The organism is Acidovorax sp. NB1 (genome assembly GCF_005405905.1).
In the GTDB taxonomy this organism is placed as follows: domain Bacteria; phylum Pseudomonadota; class Gammaproteobacteria; order Burkholderiales; family Burkholderiaceae_C; genus Acidovorax.
The window spans coordinates 1-20232 of the sequence record NZ_BJHU01000030.1 but is presented as its reverse complement, the minus strand read 5'-3'; the positions used below and the strand labels follow the sequence as shown (position 1 = coordinate 20232).

Annotated in this window: 21 protein-coding genes; 4 read left to right on the top strand and 17 right to left on the bottom strand. The window is 64.6% G+C overall.

Going from position 1 to position 20232, the window contains the following annotated elements:
- Window positions 1–39: 39 nt before the first annotated feature.
- From AvAM_RS15215 to AvAM_RS15135, 17 genes are all read right to left on the bottom strand, one after another.
- Window positions 40–918: an META and DUF4377 domain-containing protein gene (locus AvAM_RS15215; RefSeq protein ID WP_137747829.1), complete on the bottom strand. Its 879-nt coding sequence runs from the start codon at window positions 916–918 to the stop codon at window positions 40–42.
- 97 nt (window positions 919–1015) lie between these two features.
- Entirely contained in the window at window positions 1016–2452 is a 1437-nt protein-coding gene (locus AvAM_RS15210) for an ABC transporter ATP-binding protein (protein ID WP_137747828.1), read from the bottom strand.
- Window positions 2449–3291 (bottom strand): ABC transporter permease, encoded by an 843-nt coding sequence (locus AvAM_RS15205; RefSeq protein ID WP_137747827.1) that lies wholly within the window; start codon window positions 3289–3291, stop codon window positions 2449–2451. Before AvAM_RS15205 ends, AvAM_RS15210 begins: the two co-directional genes overlap by 4 nt.
- Window positions 3288–4256: an ABC transporter permease gene (locus tag AvAM_RS15200; RefSeq protein ID WP_137747826.1), complete on the bottom strand. Its 969-nt coding sequence runs from the start codon at window positions 4254–4256 to the stop codon at window positions 3288–3290. Before AvAM_RS15200 ends, AvAM_RS15205 begins: the two co-directional genes overlap by 4 nt.
- Window positions 4253–5866 carry an ABC transporter substrate-binding protein gene (locus AvAM_RS15195; protein WP_249368159.1) on the bottom strand — a complete coding sequence of 538 codons (1614 nt, stop codon included), beginning with the start codon at window positions 5864–5866 and terminating at the stop codon, window positions 4253–4255. Before AvAM_RS15195 ends, AvAM_RS15200 begins: the two co-directional genes overlap by 4 nt.
- 159 nt (window positions 5867–6025) lie before the next feature.
- The gene (locus AvAM_RS15190) at window positions 6026–8206 is read right to left on the bottom strand and encodes a TonB-dependent siderophore receptor (protein ID WP_249368157.1); all 2181 of its coding nucleotides are present in this window, start codon (window positions 8204–8206) and stop codon (window positions 6026–6028) included.
- 165 nt (window positions 8207–8371) lie between these two features.
- A complete protein-coding gene (locus AvAM_RS15185) occupies window positions 8372–8761 on the bottom strand; it encodes a DUF2946 family protein (protein ID WP_137747825.1) in 390 nt (129 codons plus the stop codon).
- A gap of 198 nt (window positions 8762–8959) precedes the next feature.
- The gene (locus AvAM_RS15180) at window positions 8960–9313 is read right to left on the bottom strand and encodes a hypothetical protein (protein WP_137747824.1); all 354 of its coding nucleotides are present in this window, start codon (window positions 9311–9313) and stop codon (window positions 8960–8962) included.
- 440 nt (window positions 9314–9753) lie between these two features.
- On the bottom strand, window positions 9754–10539 hold the full coding sequence (locus tag AvAM_RS15175; RefSeq protein WP_137747823.1) for a hypothetical protein: 786 nt from the start codon (window positions 10537–10539) through the stop codon (window positions 9754–9756).
- 71 nt (window positions 10540–10610) lie between these two features.
- Window positions 10611–11084 carry a hypothetical protein gene (locus tag AvAM_RS15170; RefSeq protein ID WP_137747822.1) on the bottom strand — a complete coding sequence of 158 codons (474 nt, stop codon included), beginning with the start codon at window positions 11082–11084 and terminating at the stop codon, window positions 10611–10613.
- A 77-nt stretch (window positions 11085–11161) separates the two neighbouring features.
- Complete coding sequence (locus tag AvAM_RS15165; RefSeq protein WP_171012242.1) at window positions 11162–11725, bottom strand: restriction endonuclease; 564 nt, start codon at window positions 11723–11725, stop codon at window positions 11162–11164.
- 213 nt (window positions 11726–11938) lie between these two features.
- Complete coding sequence (mmsB, locus tag AvAM_RS15160; protein ID WP_283202042.1) at window positions 11939–12844, bottom strand: 3-hydroxyisobutyrate dehydrogenase; 906 nt, start codon at window positions 12842–12844, stop codon at window positions 11939–11941.
- Between the two features lie 100 nt (window positions 12845–12944).
- Window positions 12945–13349: a DUF488 domain-containing protein gene (locus AvAM_RS15155; RefSeq protein ID WP_137747819.1), complete on the bottom strand. Its 405-nt coding sequence runs from the start codon at window positions 13347–13349 to the stop codon at window positions 12945–12947.
- A gap of 33 nt (window positions 13350–13382) precedes the next feature.
- Complete coding sequence (locus AvAM_RS15150; protein ID WP_137747818.1) at window positions 13383–13838, bottom strand: TfoX/Sxy family protein; 456 nt, start codon at window positions 13836–13838, stop codon at window positions 13383–13385.
- A 72-nt stretch (window positions 13839–13910) separates the two neighbouring features.
- On the bottom strand, window positions 13911–15077 hold the full coding sequence (locus tag AvAM_RS15145) for an acyl-CoA dehydrogenase family protein (RefSeq protein ID WP_137747817.1): 1167 nt from the start codon (window positions 15075–15077) through the stop codon (window positions 13911–13913).
- Between the two features lie 42 nt (window positions 15078–15119).
- Window positions 15120–15515 (bottom strand): lysozyme inhibitor LprI family protein, encoded by a 396-nt coding sequence (locus AvAM_RS15140; RefSeq protein ID WP_137747816.1) that lies wholly within the window; start codon window positions 15513–15515, stop codon window positions 15120–15122.
- 183 nt (window positions 15516–15698) lie between these two features.
- Window positions 15699–17222, bottom strand: coding sequence for a CoA-acylating methylmalonate-semialdehyde dehydrogenase (locus tag AvAM_RS15135; protein ID WP_137747815.1), 1524 nt, complete (start codon window positions 17220–17222; stop codon window positions 15699–15701).
- A gap of 196 nt (window positions 17223–17418) precedes the next feature.
- Here AvAM_RS15135 and AvAM_RS15130 point away from each other — a divergent pair, with 196 nt between their 5' ends.
- From AvAM_RS15130 to AvAM_RS26165, 4 genes are all read left to right on the top strand, one after another.
- A complete protein-coding gene (locus AvAM_RS15130; RefSeq protein ID WP_137747814.1) occupies window positions 17419–18318 on the top strand; it encodes a LysR family transcriptional regulator in 900 nt (299 codons plus the stop codon).
- A gap of 96 nt (window positions 18319–18414) precedes the next feature.
- The gene (locus AvAM_RS15125) at window positions 18415–19347 is read left to right on the top strand and encodes a patatin-like phospholipase family protein (protein WP_137747813.1); all 933 of its coding nucleotides are present in this window, start codon (window positions 18415–18417) and stop codon (window positions 19345–19347) included.
- A gap of 82 nt (window positions 19348–19429) precedes the next feature.
- Window positions 19430–19882 (top strand): YiiD C-terminal domain-containing protein, encoded by a 453-nt coding sequence (locus AvAM_RS15120; RefSeq protein ID WP_137747812.1) that lies wholly within the window; start codon window positions 19430–19432, stop codon window positions 19880–19882.
- 262 nt (window positions 19883–20144) lie between these two features.
- On the top strand, window positions 20145–20232 hold an 88-nt coding region (locus AvAM_RS26165), incomplete at its 3' end, for an adenylyl-sulfate kinase (protein WP_137748105.1).

The following is a 20232-nucleotide window of genomic DNA, read 5'->3' as shown; positions in this document are numbered from 1 at the left end:
TAGCGCGGTAACGGCATTTTTTGCTTGAAGTTTGAGGCTTCAGCGCACCCGTTCGGTCTCTACCACCAGATCCAGCACATAGGCATGGCTGGGTGCATCGGCAGGCAACTGCCCATTGCGCGCCAGCGAGTAGCGCTGCACGCGCACCACATTGCGCAGGCCCGGTTCGTGGCGGTAGCCCTCAATCTCGCCCTGGAAGATGCGCCACTCGCCCACCCCTTGCCGCACGCCGTTGTCGGCATAGCGCACATCACGCACACGCAGGCACTGGGCCTGGGGCATCAGCGGGTGGTTGCAGGCCACGCGCTCGGGGGCCACTTCCAGAAACAGCCTCTCGCCCGTCGAGCCAAAACGCGTGGCGGGCGTGGGCGAGCCTGCCAGCTCCCAGCGGCTGCCGTCGGCAAACCACAGGGTCAGCTGCGGCGCGCTGGTGGCGGTGGCGCCCCGCAGTTCCAAACGCTGGGCCTGGGGCAGCAGGCTGGCCACACGTTGCTCCAGATCCATCAAGTCGCGCTCGGCGCAGGCGCGTTTGGTGGACACGAACTGCCCCACCTGCAGGTTCGGGCCGCTCAGCGTATAGCCAGCGCCCATCATGTTGCAAAGGTTCTGCACCGACAGCCGCTGCCCCTCAAAGTGCAGGCGCAGCGCCCGCTTGCCCGCCAGCAGCCAGCCGGGTGCGGCCTGGCCCCGGGCATCGTGGGCGGAGACCAGGTCCCAGTCGTAGGCCTGCAGCGTGTGGGCGGAAGACGATGGGGCGGAGGTGGAAGAAGAAGGGGAAGAAGACGGGGGCTGCGTCATGGGGGCTCCCTGGGGCTGGCTGCTGCAGGCTGCCAGCAGGGTTGCAAGGGTGGCGGCCACCAGGGCCTTGCCGAAGGCGGGGCGCCCGCCGCTGGGTGTATGGGGTCGTTTCAGGTGCATCCCACCACCTTAGCGGAAAAGCGCCCTGGCCTGGGTAGGAGGAGGGCGCTTTGGGGCGAGCACCTGGGGCGTTCACTGCCTGGCCCCACTCGTGGAGTCACGCAGCGCAGGCCAGTGTGTCGCCCTGCGCAAAATCCAGCGTGCGCGTGCCCACGGCGGCGGCCAGGTGCGGGTCGTGGGTCACCAGCATCAGCGCGGCGCCGGTCTCTTGCACGGCGCCCATCAGCACCTGGATGGCCTCCTGCTGCGTGATCGGGTCCAGGCGCGAGGTGGGTTCGTCGGCAAACAGCAGCGCCGGTTGCGCCACTAGCACCCGCGCCAGCGCAATGCGCTGCAGCTCGCCGCCCGACACCTGGTCGGGCCTGCGGGTCAGCAGGTCTTCGGGCACGCGCAGCTGCGCCAGGCGCTGTTGCACCGCCTTCCAGTCGCAGCGGTGCAGCAGGGCGGCATCGCGCAGCGACTGGGCCAGGCTGATGTGCGGCGCAAAAGAACTGACCGGGTCCTGGTAGAGCTTTTGAAACGCATGCGGGCGCAGCCTGGCGCTGCGCTCCACACGGCCCGTGTCGGGCGCCACCAGGCCCAGCAGCACATTGCCGAGCGTGCTTTTGCCGGTGCCACTGGGGCCCTGCACGGCCAGGCGTTCGCCGCTGCGCAAGTCCAGGTCCAGCGGCGCAAACAGCTTTTGTGTGCCATAGGCTTTGGAGATGCCCCGCGCCTGCACCACGGGTTCGCCCGTCACAGGATCGGCAAAGGGCAGCCATCGCGCCGGGTCGGCCTGCAGCAGCTGGCGCGTAAACGCGTGCTGCGGCGCGGCGGCCACGGTGTGGATGTCGCCTTGCTCCACCGCCAGCCCGTGGCGCAGCACGATCACCTGGCCACCCAGCGCCTGGGCCACCTCCATGTCGTGGGTGATGGTGAGCAGGCAGCCGCCCGCCTGCAGCACGCCCCGGAACAACTCCACCATGCGGCCGCGCCAATGCGCGTCCAGGCCCTTGGTGGGCTCGTCCACCATCAGCACCGGCGCGCCCCCGGCCAGGGTGATGGCGGCCACGGCGCGCTGGGCCATGCCGCCCGAAAGTTGCCAGGGGTAGTGGCTGCCTGCACTGGCCAGGCCCGCAGCGCCCAGCACCTGTTTGGCCTGTGCGCTGGCGGAGTCAGTGGATTGCTGGTGCAGCACGCGGTACACCTCGGCCAACTGCGGTGCCACGCGGGCCAGGGGGTTGAGCGCCAGCGAGGGCTCCTGCGGCAGCAGCGCCAGCTTGCGGCCCCACAGGGCGCGGCGCGCGGCGGCGTCTTGGGCGCGGGTGGTGGTGCCATCCAGCGTGATCTGGCCCGTGGCCTGCAGCGCGGGCGGCAGGTTGCCCATGATGGCCTGGGCCAGCAGCGACTTGCCCGCGCCGCTTTCGCCCACCAGCGTGAGCGCCTCGCCCGGCCGGAGGGTGAAGCTGATATCGCGCAGCAGCCGCTTGCCGCCCACCTGGATGCCCAGGCCTTCCATGACCAGCAGCGTGTCGGATTTCAAAGGCGTGGTCATGCGGTCTCCCGGTCGGGGTTGAGCAGCATCATCGCGGCCACTAGCCACACCAGCAGGGCGGTGGGGGCGGCAATGAGCCACGGGGCTTCTTCGTAGTACGGCATGGCCTCGGTCATCATCAGGCCCAGCTCGGGCGTGGGCGGCTGCATGCCCACACCCACAAAGCCCAGCGCGGCCAGCGCCAGCACGGCTTGGGATGTGGTGAAGGCCAGCAACGTGCCCAGCGTTGGCGCCAGCGCGGGCAGCAGGTGGCGGCGCAGCACATAGCTGCGCCCAAAACCCAGCAGGCGCGATGCCTGCACCGCATCGCCCGCCAGCACAGGCCGGGCCACCGCGCGGCTCACACGAAAGTATTCGACCCACAGCGCAGCCGACAGGCCCGCATACAGCGCCCACAACGCACCGGGCGCCAGGGCGGCCACCAGCAACACCAGCAGCAGACCAGGGATTGCCAGCACCGAGTCCGACAGCATGAGCAGCGCCCGCTCGGTGCGCCCGCCGCGCCATGCTGCGACGATGCCCAGCAGCGTGCCGGGTACGGCGGCGCTCACGGCCGCCAGCAGTGCCATGCCCAGCGACAGCTGCGCCGCATGCGCCAGCCGCGCCAGCGCAGAGCGGCCCAGCACATCGGTGCCCAGCCAGTGCTGGGCGCTGGGGGGCGCCAGGGTGTTGCGCAGGTCTTGCACCACCGGGCTTGCACCCACCAGCCAGGGGCCTAGCAGGGCAAACAGCGCCAGCAGGCCGAGCAGGGCCAGGCCGAGTGTGGTGCGCAGCGGCCAGCGGGGCTGGGCCACCACGTCGCCCACGGGCGATGAAAGAGTGGAAGTCACGGCGTTCATGCGGCTACCTTTTGCGCATGCCGGGGGTCCAGCGCCAAACAGGCCGCATCCACCAGCAGGTTGAAAACGACGAACAGGAGTCCCATGCACAGGGCCGTGCCCTGCACCACCGGAATGTCGCGCCCAAACACGGCGTGCACCAGCGCATGGCCGATGCCGGGCCAGGCAAACAGCGTCTCGACCACCAGCGCACCCTCCACCAGAAACAGCGCCTGCACGCCCAGGTAGGCCGTCACCGGTACGGCGGCATTGCGCAGGCCGTGGTGCACCAGCGCCTGCCAGTCGCTCAGGCCCTTGGTGCGCGCAAATTCAAAAAAGGGCGACACCACCACCTCCAGCATCGCAGCGCGGGTCACGCGCGCCAGCCCGGCGGCCAGGCCCAGCCCCAGCGTGAGCGCAGGCAGCACCAGGCTGGCCTGGCTCTCGTCACCGCCCGCAGGCAAAAAGCCCCACTGCACAGCCACCAGCAGGATGAGCAGCACCGACAGCAAAAACGGCGGCAGCGCGCGCAGCACCACGGCCATCAGCCAGCTGGCCTTGTCCACCCAGCCCTGGGGGCGCAGCCCGGCCCACACGCCCAGCGGCACACCCACGGCAAAGGCAATTGCCAGCGCGGCGGCAGACAGGCGCAGCGTGGCGCCCAGGTGGTGCGCCACCTCATGCCACACCGATCGCTGTGACACCAGCGACTGGCCCAGGTTGAACGTGGCCATGTCGCGCCACCAGTGCAGCAGCGCCAGCCAGCCGGGTCGGTCCAGCCCCAGCTCTGCGCGCACGGCGTCGGCAGCGGCGTTGCTCACCAGGTCGTAGCCATAGCGGCCCGCCGCCACGCGCATGGCCAGGTCGCCCGGCAGGGCGCGCACCATCAAAAAACACAGCGTGCCGATCAGCAGGGACACGGCCAGCACCTGCACCAGCCTGCGGCCGACCACGGCGGCCCAGGGTTTTGAAGTCAAAGGGTTCATGGGTTGTTCCACTCCATGCCGGTCAGGCGGTAAGAACGCTCCAGCGGGTCCAGCGTGACGCCCGCCAGCCGGGGCGCCACGGCCACATGCTGGCGGTACCACGCCAAGGGGATCACGGGCAGCTCGGTTTGCAGGGTGTGCGTGATGGTTTGCCGCAGCGCGCGCGTGCGCTCGGGCGTGGTCTGGGTGCGCGTCAGCTCCTGCAGGGCCTGCACCACGGCGTCGCTGTGCCAGCCCATGGCGCCCCAGTCGCCGCCCTGGGCGGCAAAGTCGCCCGCCAGCGTGCCTGTGGGGTCGGGCACGTTGGCGTAGTTGCGTGCCGCCAGCGCCAGTTGCAGGCTGCCGTCGCGGTGGCCCCGGGGCACGTCGCCCGAGTTGCCGATGCTCACCTTCACCGCAATGCCCGCCAGCCTCCATTGCTCCTGCAAGGCGGTAGCAATCAGCGGCAGCTCGGGCCGGTCCACAAAGGTGCGGATCACCAGGTGCAGCGGCAGGCCCTCGGCATCGCGCAGGCCGCCGCTGTGGCGCTGCCAGCCAGCGGCCCGCAGCAGGCGCGCGGCGGCTTCGGGGTCGTGCTGCAGCGGGGGCAGGTCGGGGTTGTGCCACGCGCCCAGCGTGGGCGGCAGCAGCTGCGTGGCGGCCAGCGCCTCGTCGCCCATCAGCGCCAGCGCAATGCCTGCGCGGTCGATGGCCAGGCTCAGCGCCTGGCGCACGCGCACATCGCGCAACGCGGGCAAGCCCGCGTTGAGCTTGACGATGACGGTGCGCGGCAGCGTGACCGAGGCAATGCGCACCGGCGTGCGGCGCGCCAGCGCCGGGTTTTGCGCATGGCGCTGCAACCGCCGCAGGCTGGCCGGGTCCAGGCCATAGGCCAGGTCGGCCTGGCCGCTCTCGGCCATCAGCGCGCGGGTTTCGGCACGGCTGGCGGCCAGGTAGCTCACGGCGGCAATGGCAGGGCGCGGGCCGTCGTAGGCGTCAAACACCATGGTCTCCACCTGCTGCGGCGGCACCAGCACCGCAATGCGGTAGGGGCCGCTGCCAATGATGCTGCGCACCTTGCCGTCGGCCCCATAGCTGGCCGGGGCCAGCACCATGGTGCTGGAGTGCGCCAAAAGCGCGGGCAGGGCGGTGTAGGGGCGCTGCAGGCGGATGATCACCGTGCCCTCGTCGGGCGCGGTGATGGATTCGATGGGCGCCTGGCTCAGCAGCGCAGGCGCCACCTGCGCGGCCTGCAGGCTGCGCACCACGGCGGCGGCGGTCACCCGCGTGCCGTCATGAAAACGCGCCCCGGGCCGCAGCTCAAACTGCCACACCAGCCCATCCGCCGACCGGCGCCAGAGCCGTGCCAGCGCGGGCCGTGGCTGGCCGTCGTCTGCAGCGTCCAGCAGGGTTTCTGTGACCTGCATGCGTGTGAACACATAACCGCTGCTGGCGGGCGCCAGGCCGCTGATCTCCCACGGGCCGACGATTTGCAGCGGTGCGGGGGTGGAGGCGGGTGGTGTGCCCTGTGCCCAGGCAGCGGGCAGGGCGCCCGCCGCCAGCGCGGCCACTGAGCCCTGCAGGGCATGGCGCCGTCTCAGTGGCCGAAGAAAAGTCGAGAAGGTGTTCATTTCAGTTTTCCATAGCCCTGCGCGTTCGCCGCAACCGACGAAACTGGCGCTGCCAAAGACCAGTGCCCCCGCGCAAGGGCCGCCCCGCCGCGCTGGGGGCGTCCCCCTCCCGCGTAGCGAGAGAGGGGGAAGGCGCGAAGCGACTCAGGGGGTGCTTCATCAAAACTTCGCTTGCAAACCCACCGTGACGGTCCGCGCCGCTCCCGGCGTCACCCACACGCGGCTGTACGAGCTGGTGTAGTGCACCTTGTCAAAAACGTTGTCCACATCCAGCGACAGGTTCAGCGTAGGGCTCAGGCGCCAGTACGCCATCAGTTTGGCTGTCGTGTAGCTGGGCAGCTCAAACGCGGCGGTGCCCGCATTGGCCTCGGCCTGCGTGCGGGCCTGGCCCAGGCGCTTGCCCATGTGGGTTACGCCGCCGCCCACGCCGTAGCGCTGGCCGTTGGCCAGTGCGTTTTCGTACACCGCCAGCACACTGCCGTTGACCTTGGGCACGTTCAGCAGGCGGCCGCCCACTTCCAGCGTGTTGTCGCGGGTCACTTCCACGTCGTTGAACACCAGGCTGGCGTTCACCCGCCAATGCGCGCTCACGCGGCCCGACAAGTCCAGCTCCAGCCCCCGGCTGCGCACCTCGCCAGCGGCGGCCGAAAAGCCTGCGTTCAGCGGGTCGCTGGTCAGGGCGTTGCGCTTTTTGATGTCAAACAGCGCGGCGGTGGCGCCCAGGCGCTGGTCGGCGCTCTCCCACTTGGCGCCCAGCTCCAGCGCGCGGGCCTTTTCGGGGTCGAAGGCATTGCCTGCAGCATCGCTGCCTGCGTTGGGGCGGAACGACGTGCCCGCATTGGCATACACCGTTACGCCTTGCAGCGGCAGCCAGCTCACGCCCAGGCGCGGCGACACGGCCGAGGGGCTTTGCGCCGTGGTGCGGTTGGTGATGCGGTTTTGCAGGCTCTGGTCATAGTTGTCGGCCCGCAGCCCGGCCATCACGCGCCATTGCTCGCCCAGCTTCAGGGTGTCTTGCACATACAGCGCCGTGTTGCGCTGCTTTTCCAGCGTGTCGGTGTTGCGCCCCGGCGTGGGCTGCGCCTGGCCGTACACGGGGTTGAAGATGTCGATGGCATAGGGCGCGGCAGCGCTGGGGTTCACCCGCAGCATCACCGAATCCATGCTGAACCGGAAGCTCTCCACCCCCATAAGCAGCTCATGCTCCAGCCCGCCCGTGCGCAGGTTGCCCTGCAGCTCGGCCTGCACCGCCACGTCGTCTGACTGGTAGTCGCGAAAGCGCCGCTGGCGCGTCAGCGTGCGGCCATTGGCCTGCAGCGCCGTGGCCTCGGTCGAGAAGCCCTCCAGCCCCGTCTCGCGGTATGACAGCCCCACGCGGCTGCGCCAGTCGGGGTTCCACTCGTGCGACAGCACCAGCTGGTGCGTCTGGTTGGTCACCGTCACATCGCCATCGGCAGGCTCGCCCAAAAAGCGGCTGGCAGGCACCGCGCCCAGGCGGTTGTTGACCGCCACCACGCCCCGGTCCAGCGGCGTGGCGTGGCGCAGAAATTCGGCCGTGTACTCCAGCACCGTGTCGGGCGAGAGCTTCCAGGTAAAGGCCGGAGCCACCACCTGCCGCTGCGCGCGCACATGGTCGCGAAAGCTGCCCTTGTCTTCCACCGCCACATTCAGGCGGTAGGCCAGCCGGTCGTTGATGGGGCCGGTGGTGTCCAGCGCCGCCCGGCCCAGGCCGTAGCTGCCCGCGTAGGCCTCCACCGAATGCGCGGCCTTCCACAGCGGCTTCTTGCTCACGATGTTGAGCGTGCCGCCGGGCTCGCTGCTGCCATACAGCGCGGCGGCGGGGCCTTTCAAAAACTCCACCCGCTCCACCCCCGCCAAGTCGCGCGGCGCGTTAAACCCCCGGTTGGACGAAAAGCCGTTGAGCAGCGTCGCCATGCCCGTGTTCTCATTGCCCGGCAGGCCCCGGATGGCGATGTTGTCCCACAGCCCGCCAAAGTTGTTCTGGCGCGAGACACCGCCCACATAGTCCAGCACATCATCCAGCCGCGTGGCGCCCAGGTCGTCCAGCGTCTGGCGCGACATCACGCGCACGGATTGCGGCAGCTCGCGCAGCGGCAGGCTAGTCTTGGCGCCCTCGGCCTCGTCGGCGTAGTAGGTGCCCGAGGCACTGCGGCCCACCACGTCTACGGCCGACAGGGTGGGCGGCGTGACCACATCGCCGTCTGCGGCCTGGGCGGGGTGCAGGGAAGCCAGCAGGGCCGCCGCCGCCAGGGCCGTCAAAGTGGGGCGCGGCAGGGGCGCAGGGCGTGAAGAAGAAACAGAAGAAGGGGAGGTGCGCATGGCTAACCAGTCCAAAAAAACAGATGAACGCAAAAACGGGGCCCGGCGCGCCTGGAGATGAGGCGCACGAGGTTGCAGCCCGCACACGACCACGGGGCGCGGGCAAGGGCGAAAACGAAAAGGGGATGCGCTGGAGAGCGCAGGCTGGCTGGGGCTTGACGCGTGTCAGGCCTGGCTGGCGGGTGGAGGATCGCGTGCAGCAAACGGCCAGCGCACCTGCTGGGCCGTGAAGGGGTTTGCGCCTTGCGGCGCAATGGCGCCGGGTTCAGCGGGCGGTTGCGGTTGGCGCGCCGGTGCATGCGCCAGCCCCGCCTCCAGCGCGTGGGTCAGGCACCAAGCGCAGGTGGTGTGTGTCTCTTCGCTGTGATCGTCGCTGGCTGCGGTGTTTGCCGCGAAGCCCTCCACATCGCCTGCGGCTACCGAGGCCGTGGCGCTGCGCACCAGCTCCTGAATGTGCCGTGCCTCATGCAAGGGTGCACCCGCCAGCGCGTTGAACAACGCCACCAGCAGAAGCACGATGTGGAAAGGCAGGGCGGGGATGGTGCGGTGCAGCATGAGGGGATGCGAATCATACTCAACTGCGGGGTTTGAAGTGAGTCCACGGCGTGCCAGTCATGTCCCTGTTGGACATCGGCGCCAGTCTGGTGGGCGCGACCGAGGCGCTGGCACCGGCGCGGATGACTGATTGGACTATATATTTGATAGCTACTAGCGCTTTATAGATAAGCGCTAGAGCCAATTTTCATCAATATTTTAAGGCTTGACTTCCGCCAACTGCGCAGAGCGCGTGAGCAGGCTGGCAGCGCGCGGCGTGGCCTGCACCCGCTGCTGCAAAGCGTCGGTATCCATCCCCGTGCGCTGCAGCGACGGCGCAAAACATTGCACGTAGTCGCGTATGACGGCATCGCTGAAATAGGGGTGGAACTGCATGCCCCAGGCGCTGGGCCCCACACGAAACGCTTGGTGGGCTTCGTGGGCATTGGCCGCCAGTGCTACCGCCCGAGGCGGTAAGCGGCGTACCGACTGTTCGTGCACCACGTGGGTCGCAAATTCGATGGGCAGATCGCCGTGACTACGACCCCCGCCACGGACTCCATCGCGGGCCATGCCGTGGTTGTGTGCGCATTCAGGGTTTGCACGGGCAGCGCCGAGAGGTTGTTGTTGTCCTGAACCAGCCCACGGGCAATCCAGTCTTCAAAGTCACCATGCACCGCACGTAGCGACGGCAGTGCATCGCCGGTTTTGATGATCCAGAGCGTTGAGGCGGTGAAGGGGGCATGGCCGCCAACACTGGTTTGGGAGTCGATCTGGGTTGAAAACCGCAAACCGTTTGCTTGAGTCGATCGCGCTGCAATCAGCTTGGGATGGGTTGCGCTTGCATGGGTGGGGAAGCCCTTGTAGATCAAAGTAAGCGGATGGCCGTAGGCCAGTCCACTTGACTGCCGGATTAGATACTTCTTGAAATACGGCTGTCACCCTTTCTTCAATCGAAATGGTGTCAGCGATTTCAATAGTCGGACAACTGTGCGCGCTCGTATAAGCGGTTTTTACAGTTTCCCAAATATTTCAACGGATGTTTTGAGTGCTCGCAGTGCTATAATCAATGGTAATAGTATTATTATAATCCAATTTAGCGCAAGCTTTGATTCGGAATTAATTGAGGTTTTTGAATATTCGACACTTGACGAAAGTTGGTTTACAAATCTCTTAAGCGGTGAGTATACTGCTTGCGGGCCCCCATTTGTTGCAATGAATTCAATTGGATGGTTTAGATACTCTGTATCTTTGCTTGTGACCTCTAGTATGTAATTTTCCATATTTTTCTGATTGAGTATTTCTGCTGTTTTCATACAGAACTCAGTCGTGAATCTTTTCTTTTGTTTGCAATTCTCCCGGCCCATGGATTCGCAAACCTCCACTAGGAGTCCAGAATCGGGCTTGCAGTCCGTGTCCAAATGCTTCTGTGCAGCGTTTTGAATATTAGTCAATATATCTTGCTTTGTGCCTGATATTGTTGTGATGTACTTCGCCATGGAGTCTTCCGAAAAATTTATTTGGAAAAGTCCAACCGCAATAATTATTGTTATGCAGTAGTCAATATAGCGAGGTGTATTTTTTGGTAGGCCGCAACCTCTTGTTTCCAGCAATTCTAGGCGCAACCAAAAAATAGCTGTATGCAGTGTTGCTAGTAAAGCACTTGCATACAAAAAGTAAATCATTGCAATATTGGATTTGCTTGGAAAATCATTGAGAATAAGTTTTTGCAGTGCGAACAAAGTTATTGCTAATGAAGAAAATGCTCCTAGACCAAGTAAAAATTTCTTTTGCGACATATTATTTATTTAACAAGTCATGATGTTCAAGGTAAGCGGCTGGCCGTTGGCCAGTCCGCTCGAATGCCGGGCTAAGCATTTTTTCCCTCGAATATTGGGCGCAGGTGAAACTGCGCCAGTGCTTCAAGAAGATTAAGTGCGAAAGAATCTTCTTGCTCCGGAATCAATAGCTCAATTCGGCATAAATTTTCTTTGACCCAAGCTTGAATGTTAGATTTGTTTAACTTGTCTATTGCGTCACCCATTTCACTAGAAAAATACGTTTTAAATTTTTCTTTGTTTTTTACTATCGATTTGGGCATCGTGCTAGGCGTCGTATCATCAAGATTGTAGTGATGAGAATTCCAGCGAGCTTTGCTCTTTGCACCGGCTTTCCCGACTTTGAAACAGTATTTGCCAGACAAGAAAATATATACGCCGCACATTCCATTTTGGAGTGTGGTTGGAATGTGCGTGGTTCCTTTTGGCATATATACTGCAGAAACTTCAATATTTGTTAGTCGTTTGAACTCGATCTTAATAGTATTTGCTATGTTTTGGCTCATATAAGTACGGCTAACGCCCAAGGTAGGCCGCGCCTGAGTGCAAAGCACGGAGGGCACTCACAAAGCTTGGTAGACAACTATCCACGGAGGAAGATACCAAGCTCATGAGTCATTCCCCGCCGCAACACCTGCGGAAACACTAGATCTCCATTAGGATTCATTCCGTAGAATAAGCCTACGAATGGTTCTTGTAGTGCCACGTTCTCGATGGCTCTAGGCAGCGGTGCAGATCGGTTTCTACTTGCCTTAATAAATAGCACGTTGCTAGAGGCGATCTGCACCAAGCCGATTCCGTTTTTTTCAGCATACTCGATTGCGCCAGACTGGAACGGGGCCGTTGCAACAAGTATTGCTTTGTGGGCTCCAACAGACCGCTTTTTCTCGTTAAGCACTTGAACCAATTCACGCTTAATAGGATTGGAGTGCTTTTTGCACTCAACGACGACCTGCACCTTCATCCCTCCAAAAATACAGAATTTCGCAGTCACATCAAAGGTGAACTCACCGTCTTGCCCCTTCATCGACTCAAGGTGAGACGCAGAGAAATCGCACAAATCGTCCGATTCCGCTTCGAGCCAGCTCTTAACCAGTAGCTCAAAATCTTTTGCGGTAAGCGATTCAGTTGACGGGAAGCTAACCATACGTTGTTCCAAGGCCTAACTAGAAATGGATGACGCCATAAACGCGGTAGTGGGTCATATAAAAAGTCTTACATTGTTTTCTCCAGAGCAGCTCATCCAACCCCCTGTTTAGTCAAACCTAAAAACTTCCGGATGAAAAAACAATGGGCGCTGTAACTACATGCTACAGCGCCCATTCTCATCCGCAAAGGGCCGCAGCCCCGCAAAGCTCCATCAAGCCTTTTTCTGCACCATCTTGATCACGCTGGAAAAATCCAGCCCCCCATGCCCCGCCAAGCTGTGCGCCGCGTACAAATTGCGCGCCATGCCTCCCAGCGGCGTGGCAGCCTTCACCGCCATCGCGTTCTCCTGCGCCAGCCCCAAGTCCTTGAGCATCAGGTCCGTGCCAAAACCACCCGCGTAGCCCTTGCTGGCGGGCGCGGTTTCCATCACGCCGGGGAAGGGGTTGTACTTCTCCAGCGCCCAGTTGCCGCCCGAGCTGCGGCGCATGATTTCGCTCAGCACCTTCGGGTCCAGGCCGTTGGCTACGCCCAGGGCAATGGCTTCGCTGGTGCCCGCCATCAGGATGCCCAGCAGCATGTTGTTGCAGATCTTGGCCGTCTGGCCTGCGCCCACGCTGCCTGCGTGGAAGATGTTGGCACCCATTTTTTCGAGCACGGGGCGGGCGCGTTCCAGGTCGGCTGCGTCGCCGCCCACCATGAAGGTGAGGGTGCCTGCAATGGCGCCGCCGGTGCCGCCCGACACGGGGGCGTCGATAAAGGCCACGCCCTTGGCCTTGGCGGCCTCGGCCACCTTGCGGGAAGTGGCGGCTGCGATGGTGGAACAGTCGATGATCAGCGTGCCCGCAGGCAGCTGGGCCAGCAGCTCGCCCGCGCCGAGGAACAGGCCTTCCACATGCTGGCTGGCGGGCAGCATGCTGATGACGACTTCGGCGTCTGCGGCTGCCACCTTGGCGTCGGTGGCGATGGGCACGCCGTCAGTCGCCAGCTTGTCGCGGGCGGGTTGGGAGAGGTCGAACGCGCGCACTTCGTGGCCTGCCTTGTGCAGGTTGTGTGCCATGGGGCCGCCCATGTTGCCGAGGCCGATGAATGCGATTTTCATGCTGTGTTGCTCCTGGATGTCGTTGTGATGGTGAAAGGGAATGGGGACGGGTCTAGTATGAATTTGATAGCTAGAAAGGCATATCCATTGCGCGGTAATGGCCTAAAAAGCTTGAAATCTAGGTGCTGATGTCGGCCCCACGGCTGGCCAGCTCGACGCGCAGCACCGAGCGGTGGCAGCGGGCTTCGTCCTCGCAGTAGCAGCCCAGCGACATCGCGCTGTGGTGCGACAGCGCGGCTAGCAGGTCCAGCGTGCGGCTGGCTTCGGGCAGGGCCAGTTCCTTGCGGAACTGTTTGACGAAAGCCTCCCATGCCTTGTCGCCTTCCTTGCCGGGTTGCTGCGCCTGCTGGCCCTGGGCCATCAGCTCGGGCGTGGGCGAGAGCAGGGGGTACCACACGTCGTAGTAGTCGCGGCTCGCAAACTCTGCCTTGGGCACGCCGCGCGGTGGGCGGCGCACGGTGCCGATGCGGGTGCCTTCCCCGGCGGCGCGCGGGGTGCCAAGGCGGACGATGCGTAGGGGCATGGTGGGGCTCCGGGTCGTGGTTGGTAAGGCGGCTCAGTCGTCGGCTTCGAAGATGCTGTGCTTCTTGGCAGCGGTTTTTTTCGGCGTCTTGCGGGCGGCGGATGGCGCTTTTTTGCCCGCCGCTGGGGAGCCGGTCTTCTTGCGTGGCGATGCCTTGGCCAGCGGGTTGTAGGCCAGGGCTTCTTCCAGCCAGTAGTTCCATTGCGCGCGGGTGGCGTAGCCGTTGGGCTCCACCCAGAAGTAGCCCTGCATGCCGCCGCCGGGCGAGAGTTCGCGGGTGTTCTGCATCTCCTGCAATGCGCCGTGGCGGTCGGGCGGCAGGCGCACCAGCAGGTCCTCGCCCTTGACGGCGATGCACATCTTGCCGTCCACAAAGAAGGCATAGGTACCGAACAGCGGCCGCTCTTCCACGTCGCTGCGGTGCGCGAGCGCCGTGCGGATGGCGTCGATCAGGTGCAGGGTTTCGTCGGAGAGGGGGCGGGCGGGCATGGTTTCTGATTCAAATGGGCTGCTACCGCCCGTTGGGTAAGCGCTGGCAGCTATGAAAACAGGAGTAAGCGCTCAGCGAATCGCCTCCGTCGCATCCCCATCCAGCATGCGCCGCGCAATGATGACCCGCATGATTTCGTTGGTGCCTTCCAGGATCTGGTGCACACGTGCGTCGCGCAGCAGGCGCTCCAGCGGGTATTCGCGGATGTAGCCGTAGCCGCCGTGCAGTTGCAGGGCCTCGTTGACCACGGCAAAGCCTGCGTCGGTGGCAAAACGCTTGGCCATGGCGCAGTAGGTGGATGCGTCGCGTGCACCAGCGTCCAGCTTGCTGGCGGCCAGGCGCACCATCTGGCGGGCGGCGACCAGTTCTGTCGCCATGTCGGCCAGCTTGAACTGCAGGGCCTGGAAGCTGGCGATGGGTTTGCCGAACTGCTTGCGGTCTTGCATGTACTGCTGGGCAGCGTTGAGCGCACCTTGCGCCGCGCCCACGGAGCAGGTGGCGATGTTGATGCGGCCGCCGTCCAGGCCTTTCATCGCGATCTTGAAGCCTTCGCCCTCGCGGCCTAGCAGGTGGTCGGCAGGGATGCGCACGTTGTCAAAGCTGATGGTGCGCGTGGGCTGGCTGTTCCAGCCCATCTTCTGTTCCTTTTTGCCGTAGCTGATGCCGGGCGTATCGGCGGGCACGGCAAAGGCGCTGATGCCGCCCGCGCCTGATTGCGCATCGCCCGTGCGGGCCATGAGCACCAGCACGTCGGTGCTGCCCGCGCCGCTGATGAAGGCCTTGGCGCCGTTGATGACGTATTCGTGGCCCACCAGCTCGGCGCGGGTCTTGAGCGAGGCGGCGTCGGAGCCTGCGCCGGGTTCGGTGAGGCAGTAGCTGGCGAGCTTTTCGCCCGTGGTGAGCAGGGGGCCCCAATGGTCGCGCACGGCGGGCGTGGCCCAGGTGCCCAGCATCCAGGTGGCCATGTTGTGGATGGTGATGAAGGCGGTGGTGCTGGGGTCCACGGCCGCCATTTCTTCAAAGACCAGCGTGGCATCCAGCCGGGGCAGGGCGAGGCCACCGGCGGCTTCGGGCGCGTACAGGCCACAAAAGCCCAGCTCGCCGGCCTTGGCGATCGCTTCTTTGGGGAAGATGCCTTCTTCGTCCCAGTGCGCGGCGTGGGGTGCCAGCTCTGCCTGGGCAAAGTCGCGTGCGGTCTGGGCAAAGGCGCGCTGCTCTTCGGTGAGTTCAAAGTCCATGGTGTTCTGTCTCTTGGCTTTTTGTTGTTCTGGTGGCCTTGCTCAGGGCTTGGCGGACGGGTGGTCCAGCGTCAGCCAGCGCATCAGGCCCTTGCGGCGCGCCTGGGTCTCGGCCGTGAGGCACTCGTGGTACAGGCGCGGCCACTGGGGCTGCGACTCGTTGCTGCGCTGCGCCTGTTTGCAGCGTGTGGTGCGCTCGCGCTGCCAGGTGGTGTGCTCCTGCCGCAGCTGGGGCCGCTCGTGGGCCGACAGGGCGCGCATCACGTCGCCGTAAAGGACGGCGATTTCGGTATCTGCCGCCTGGAAGGCTTGCACGGCGCAGGCATTGGTTTCTTCCACGGTGCCGCCGGGTTTGCAGGCGGCACCCGCCTGCGCGTGGGCATCTGCACCCACCAGCATCACGCACGCAGCACCGAAGACCATGGCCCATCCCCGCATCGTTGTCTGAAAAGTTTGCATGCCCCGCTTTTACCACCGCGCGCAGTCGTTGAAACCGGCGCGGCCCAGGCCAGTGCCACCGTGCAAGAGCCGCCATCCAGCGATTCAGGCACGGGTGGCGTCCCCCTTCCGCATCGCGCAGCGATGCAGAGAAAGGGGGAAGCGGCGCAGCCGCTCAGGGGGTTACTTCAAGCTAATCGTGGTATTGACACCATGCGAGATGGTGCTGTCATCAAACCAGCGCGCCGTCACGGTCTTGGTCTGCGTGTAGAACAACACGACCTGCTTGCCGTAGGGGCCCAGGTCGCCCAGCTTGGAAGCGCGCGAGCCCGAGAACGAGAACAGCGGCACTGGCACAGGGATTGGCACGTTGATGCCGACCTGGCCCACGTCGATCTCTTCCTGGAACTTGCGCGCGGCCGCACCCGACTGGGTGAAGATGGCGGTGCCGTTGCCGTTGGGGTTGCTGTTGATGAACTCGATGGCTTCGTCAATGTCTGCCGCGGCCGACAGGCACAGCACGGGGCCAAAGATTTCCTGGTCGTAGATGCTCATGCCGGGCTTGACGCCGCTGAACACCGTGGGGCCCACGAAGTTGCCCTTTTCGTAGCCAGCCACCTCCGGGTTGCGGCCGTCCAGCTCCAGCGTGGCGCCGTCGGCAATGCCGCGCTCGATCAGGCTTTGCACGCGGTCCTTGGCGGCGCAAGACACCACGGGGCCCACGTCCGTGCCCTTTTCGACACCGGCGCTCACCTTCAGGGTCTTGGCCTTGGCGACCAGCTCGGGGACCCACTTTTGCGCTTCGCCCACCAGCACCACCACCGACAGCGCCATGCAGCGCTGGCCTGCGGCACCAAAGGCGGCACCAGCCAGGGCGTTCAGGGTTTGTTCCTTGTTCGCGTCGGGCATCACGATGGCGTGGTTCTTGGCGCCCATCATGCATTGCACGCGCTTGCCGTTGAGGCTGGCGCGGTTGTAGACATGCGTGCCCACCTTGGTGGAGCCCACAAAGCTGATCGCCTTGATGTCCTTGTGGTCGCAGATGGCGTTCACAGCGGCTTCGCCACCGTGGATCACGTTCAGCACGCCGGGGGGGATGCCGGCTTCGAGTGCCAGCTCGACCAGGCGCATGGTCACCATGGGGTCTTGCTCAGACGGCTTGAGCACGAAGGTGTTGCCCGTGGCAATGGCCATGGGGAACATCCACAGCGGGATCATGGCCGGGAAGTTGAAGGGGGTGATGCCTGCGCACACGCCCAGGGGCTGCATCAGCGTGTAGGTGTCCACACCACCGGCCACGTTGTTGGCCAGCTCGCCCAGCTGCAGGTTGCCGATGCTGGCGGCGTGTTCGACCACTTCCAGGCCACGGAACACGTCACCTTCGGCGTCGGGCAGGGTCTTGCCCTGCTCGGCCGTCAGGATGGCGGCCAGCTCGGCCATGTTTTCGCGGATGAGCTGCTGGTACTTCAGGAAGATGCGGGCGCGCGCGCCGATGGCGGTCTTCTTCCAGGTCTTGAAAGCCTCTTGGGCCGAAGCCACGGCGGCGTCGATTTCTTCAGGGGTGGCAAAGGGCACGCGGGCCAGCACTTCTTGCGTGGCGGGATTCACCACGTCGCGCCACTGCGTGGTCTTGGACTCGACGAACTTGCCGCCGATCAGCAGTTTGACGGTAGGGGCCAGCACGGCCGAAGAAGTCGGTGCATTCATGGATTTGTCTCCTGGGTTGGCACGCGGCGGTTTGCCGACGAATGGCGCATCGTAGCTGTGCAAAATTGCTGAAGCAATAGACAATGCTGCACTTTGGTTTTGCAAATTTGCACAGCACTGATCGCCACGCCTTGTCTGGCACGCCGATCACGGCACCGGGCACTGGCGAGCGCGTTCAACTACCGTTTCTAGGATCATGGACTGGGACAACCTGCGTTACTTCCTGGAGCTGGCCCGCTCTGGCACCCTGGCCGCCGCCGCCCGCCGCGCGGGGGTGGAGCACACCACCGTGGCCCGCCGCATCCAGGCGCTGGAAAAGCAGATGGGCGCCGCCCTGTTTGCGCGCGAGGCAGGCGGCCACCGGCTGACCGAGGCCGGGCGCCAGCTGCTGCCCGCCGTGGAGGCCATGGAAACCGCCGTGTTGGGTGTGGAGCGTGCAGCCCCGGCGCAGGCGGGGGCAGGGCCCTCGGGCCTGGTGCGCGTGGGGGCGACCGAGGGGTTTGGCACGCTGATCCTGGCGGCGCACCTGGCGCGGCTCACGCAAAAGCACCCGCATCTGTCCATCGACCTGCTGGCGCTGCCACGCATGCTGCACCTGTCACGGCGCGAGGCGGACATCGTCATCTCGCTGGAGCGGCCCACGCGCGGCTCGGTCATCGTCACCAAGCTGGCGGACTACACGCTGCACCTGTACGGCCAGCGCGAATACCTGGCCCGCCGCCCCCTGGTCGCCACGCGCGAGGACCTGCGCCACCACGCGTTTGTGAGCTACGTGGACGACCTGCTGTTCACCAAGGAGCTGCAGTTTCTCGACCAGCTCTACCCGCCCGAGCGTTTTGCCATGCGCAGCACCAGCGTCACGGCCCAGTACGAGGCCGTGCGCGCCGGGGCCGGGCTGGCCGTGCTGCCCGCCTTTCTGGCCGACACCGATCCGGTGCTGGCCCGCGTGCTGCCGCAGGAGGCGCGCTTTACCCGCACCTTCTGGATGAGCATGCCCGCCGAGGCCAAGCACCTGGCGCGCATGCAGGCGGTGTGGAGTTTCTTGAAGGAAGTGGGGCAGGGGGAGAGCGGGCGGCTGCGGCCGGACCGGCGGTAGAGCCGTGGCGGGCCCATCGCCTGCACGATTCTTCTTGGCATCCGCCGAGGCGCCGCCTAGCATCCGAGCCACCTATTTGCACACCAGGAGGCGCCCATGGCCAAGTACCGAATCCTCAGCCTGGACGGCGGCGGCCTGCGCGGCCTGATCACGGCGCGGCTGCTGGCCCGGCTCAATGCCGATCCGCAGGTGGCGGGGTGGCTCGACACCGTGGACCTGTTTGCAGGCACCTCTACCGGCGGCATCCTGGCGCTAGGGTTGGCTTCTGGCAAGACGCCCGAGGAAATCTGCACCGTCTACAAGGAGCGCGGCGGCGTCATCTTTGACGACAGCTTCTGGGACAACGTGCGTGACCTGGGCAAGACGGTGGGGGCCGACTACTCCAGCAAGGGACTCAAGGCAGAGCTGAAAACCGTGTTTGGTGATTTGAAGCTGCGCGACCTGGCCCGCAAGGTGGCCATCCCCACCTTTGACCTCGACAACGAGGAAGTGCCCGCCAAACGCACCTGGAAGCCCAAGATTTTTCACAACTTCAAGGGCACGGACTCGGACGGCGAGCAACTGGTGGCCCACATCGCCCAGTACACCAGCTCGGCGCCCACCTACTTCCCCTCGGCCGACGGCTACATCGACGGCGGCGTGTATGCCAACAACCCCAGCATCGTCGCACTGGCCCAGGCGATTTCGCGCCGCAACCAGCCCGCCGAACGCGCTGCGCTGGACGAGGTGGTGATGCTGTCGCTGGGCACGGGCGTGAGCCTCACCTACATCAAGGGCCAGACGCTGGACTGGGGCTATGCGCAATGGGCGCAGCCGCTCATCAATGTGCTGATGGACGGCGTAGCGGGCATCTCGGACTACCAGGCCCGGCAGCTGCTGGACGATCGCTATCACCGCCTGCAGATCGTCTTCCAGCCCAACGAAACCATTGCGCTGGACGCCGTGGACAAGCTGGACCGCATGGACGAAATTGCCATGGGGCACCCGCTGCAGGGCACGGTGGATTGGCTGCGGGACGTATGGCTCTGAGCCTGGGGGAGGCGGTGAGGGGTTCGGTGTGTCTGTATCAAAATCGCGCCACCACAACTCACCGGCTCCCCCGGCGCGCACCGTGAATGCTTCTGAACTCCAGGCCTATCTGCACCAGCACATTCCCCTGTCTCATGCGATGGATGTGAGTGTGGTCGAGGCATCGCCCCACCATGTGGTGCTGAGCGCGCCCCTGGCACCTAACATCAACCACCGCGACACGGTGTTTGGCGGCAGTGCCTCGGCCGTGGCCATTCTGGCGGCGTGGTCCATGTTGCACCTGCGGCTGTCGGCCGAGGGGCTGGGCAGCCGGCTGGTGATCCAGCGCAACACCATGGACTACCTGGCGCCGATGGCGGGCACCTTCACGGCCGTGGCGCAGGCGCCGTCTGCACAGGTGTGGCGGCCCTTTGCGCGCATGCTGCAGCGCAAGGGCATCGGGCGCATCGTGCAGGCCTCAGTGCTGCACTACCAGGGCCAGCCTGCGGGGCAACTGGAGGGGGAGTTTGTGGCTTTTGGGCCTGAGTATCAGTAGCGTTGATCCAGGTGATCCTGGGGTCGTATCGGGGGGGGGAGGGCGCCTGGCGGCGCAAGGGGGCAGTGGAGCACTGCAGCCGTCAGGCAAGCTTTCGATCCGGATGCCGCGCGTGATGAAAAACAAAGAGCGACAAGGTGGAATACATTGGTTAAAAACCATAGTCTCCAAATTGTTAATTCCAAACGGCGCACTCTTTACGGCCCCCAAGCGCTATCTGCTCCATGTGTAGGCGGCGGGGCGCAAAAGGCGGCACATCTCCATGAAATCAAAAAAGGCCACCACCTGGTGGCTCACGGGTCTGCCGGGCTCAGGAAAGACCACCCTCGCCCAGGCTCTGGCGCAGAGCT

Coding starts and splice junctions, on each gene's coding strand:
- AvAM_RS15215 (WP_137747829.1), bottom strand. CDS start 918: ATGCACCTGAAACGACCCCATACACCCAGCGGCGGGCGCCCCGCCTTC.
- AvAM_RS15210 (WP_137747828.1), bottom strand. CDS start 2,452: ATGACCACGCCTTTGAAATCCGACACGCTGCTGGTCATGGAAGGCCTG.
- AvAM_RS15205 (WP_137747827.1), bottom strand. CDS start 3,291: ATGAACGCCGTGACTTCCACTCTTTCATCGCCCGTGGGCGACGTGGTG.
- AvAM_RS15200 (WP_137747826.1), bottom strand. CDS start 4,256: ATGAACCCTTTGACTTCAAAACCCTGGGCCGCCGTGGTCGGCCGCAGG.
- AvAM_RS15195 (WP_249368159.1), bottom strand. CDS start 5,866: ATGAACACCTTCTCGACTTTTCTTCGGCCACTGAGACGGCGCCATGCC.
- AvAM_RS15190 (WP_249368157.1), bottom strand. CDS start 8,206: ATGCGCACCTCCCCTTCTTCTGTTTCTTCTTCACGCCCTGCGCCCCTG.
- AvAM_RS15185 (WP_137747825.1), bottom strand. CDS start 8,761: ATGCTGCACCGCACCATCCCCGCCCTGCCTTTCCACATCGTGCTTCTG.
- AvAM_RS15180 (WP_137747824.1), bottom strand. CDS start 9,313: ATGGCCCGCGATGGAGTCCGTGGCGGGGGTCGTAGTCACGGCGATCTG.
- AvAM_RS15175 (WP_137747823.1), bottom strand. CDS start 10,539: ATGTCGCAAAAGAAATTTTTACTTGGTCTAGGAGCATTTTCTTCATTA.
- AvAM_RS15170 (WP_137747822.1), bottom strand. CDS start 11,084: ATGAGCCAAAACATAGCAAATACTATTAAGATCGAGTTCAAACGACTA.
- AvAM_RS15165 (WP_171012242.1), bottom strand. CDS start 11,725: ATGGTTAGCTTCCCGTCAACTGAATCGCTTACCGCAAAAGATTTTGAG.
- AvAM_RS15155 (WP_137747819.1), bottom strand. CDS start 13,349: ATGCCCCTACGCATCGTCCGCCTTGGCACCCCGCGCGCCGCCGGGGAA.
- AvAM_RS15150 (WP_137747818.1), bottom strand. CDS start 13,838: ATGCCCGCCCGCCCCCTCTCCGACGAAACCCTGCACCTGATCGACGCC.
- AvAM_RS15145 (WP_137747817.1), bottom strand. CDS start 15,077: ATGGACTTTGAACTCACCGAAGAGCAGCGCGCCTTTGCCCAGACCGCA.
- AvAM_RS15140 (WP_137747816.1), bottom strand. CDS start 15,515: ATGCGGGGATGGGCCATGGTCTTCGGTGCTGCGTGCGTGATGCTGGTG.
- AvAM_RS15135 (WP_137747815.1), bottom strand. CDS start 17,222: ATGAATGCACCGACTTCTTCGGCCGTGCTGGCCCCTACCGTCAAACTG.
- AvAM_RS15130 (WP_137747814.1), top strand. CDS start 17,419: ATGGACTGGGACAACCTGCGTTACTTCCTGGAGCTGGCCCGCTCTGGC.
- AvAM_RS15125 (WP_137747813.1), top strand. CDS start 18,415: ATGGCCAAGTACCGAATCCTCAGCCTGGACGGCGGCGGCCTGCGCGGC.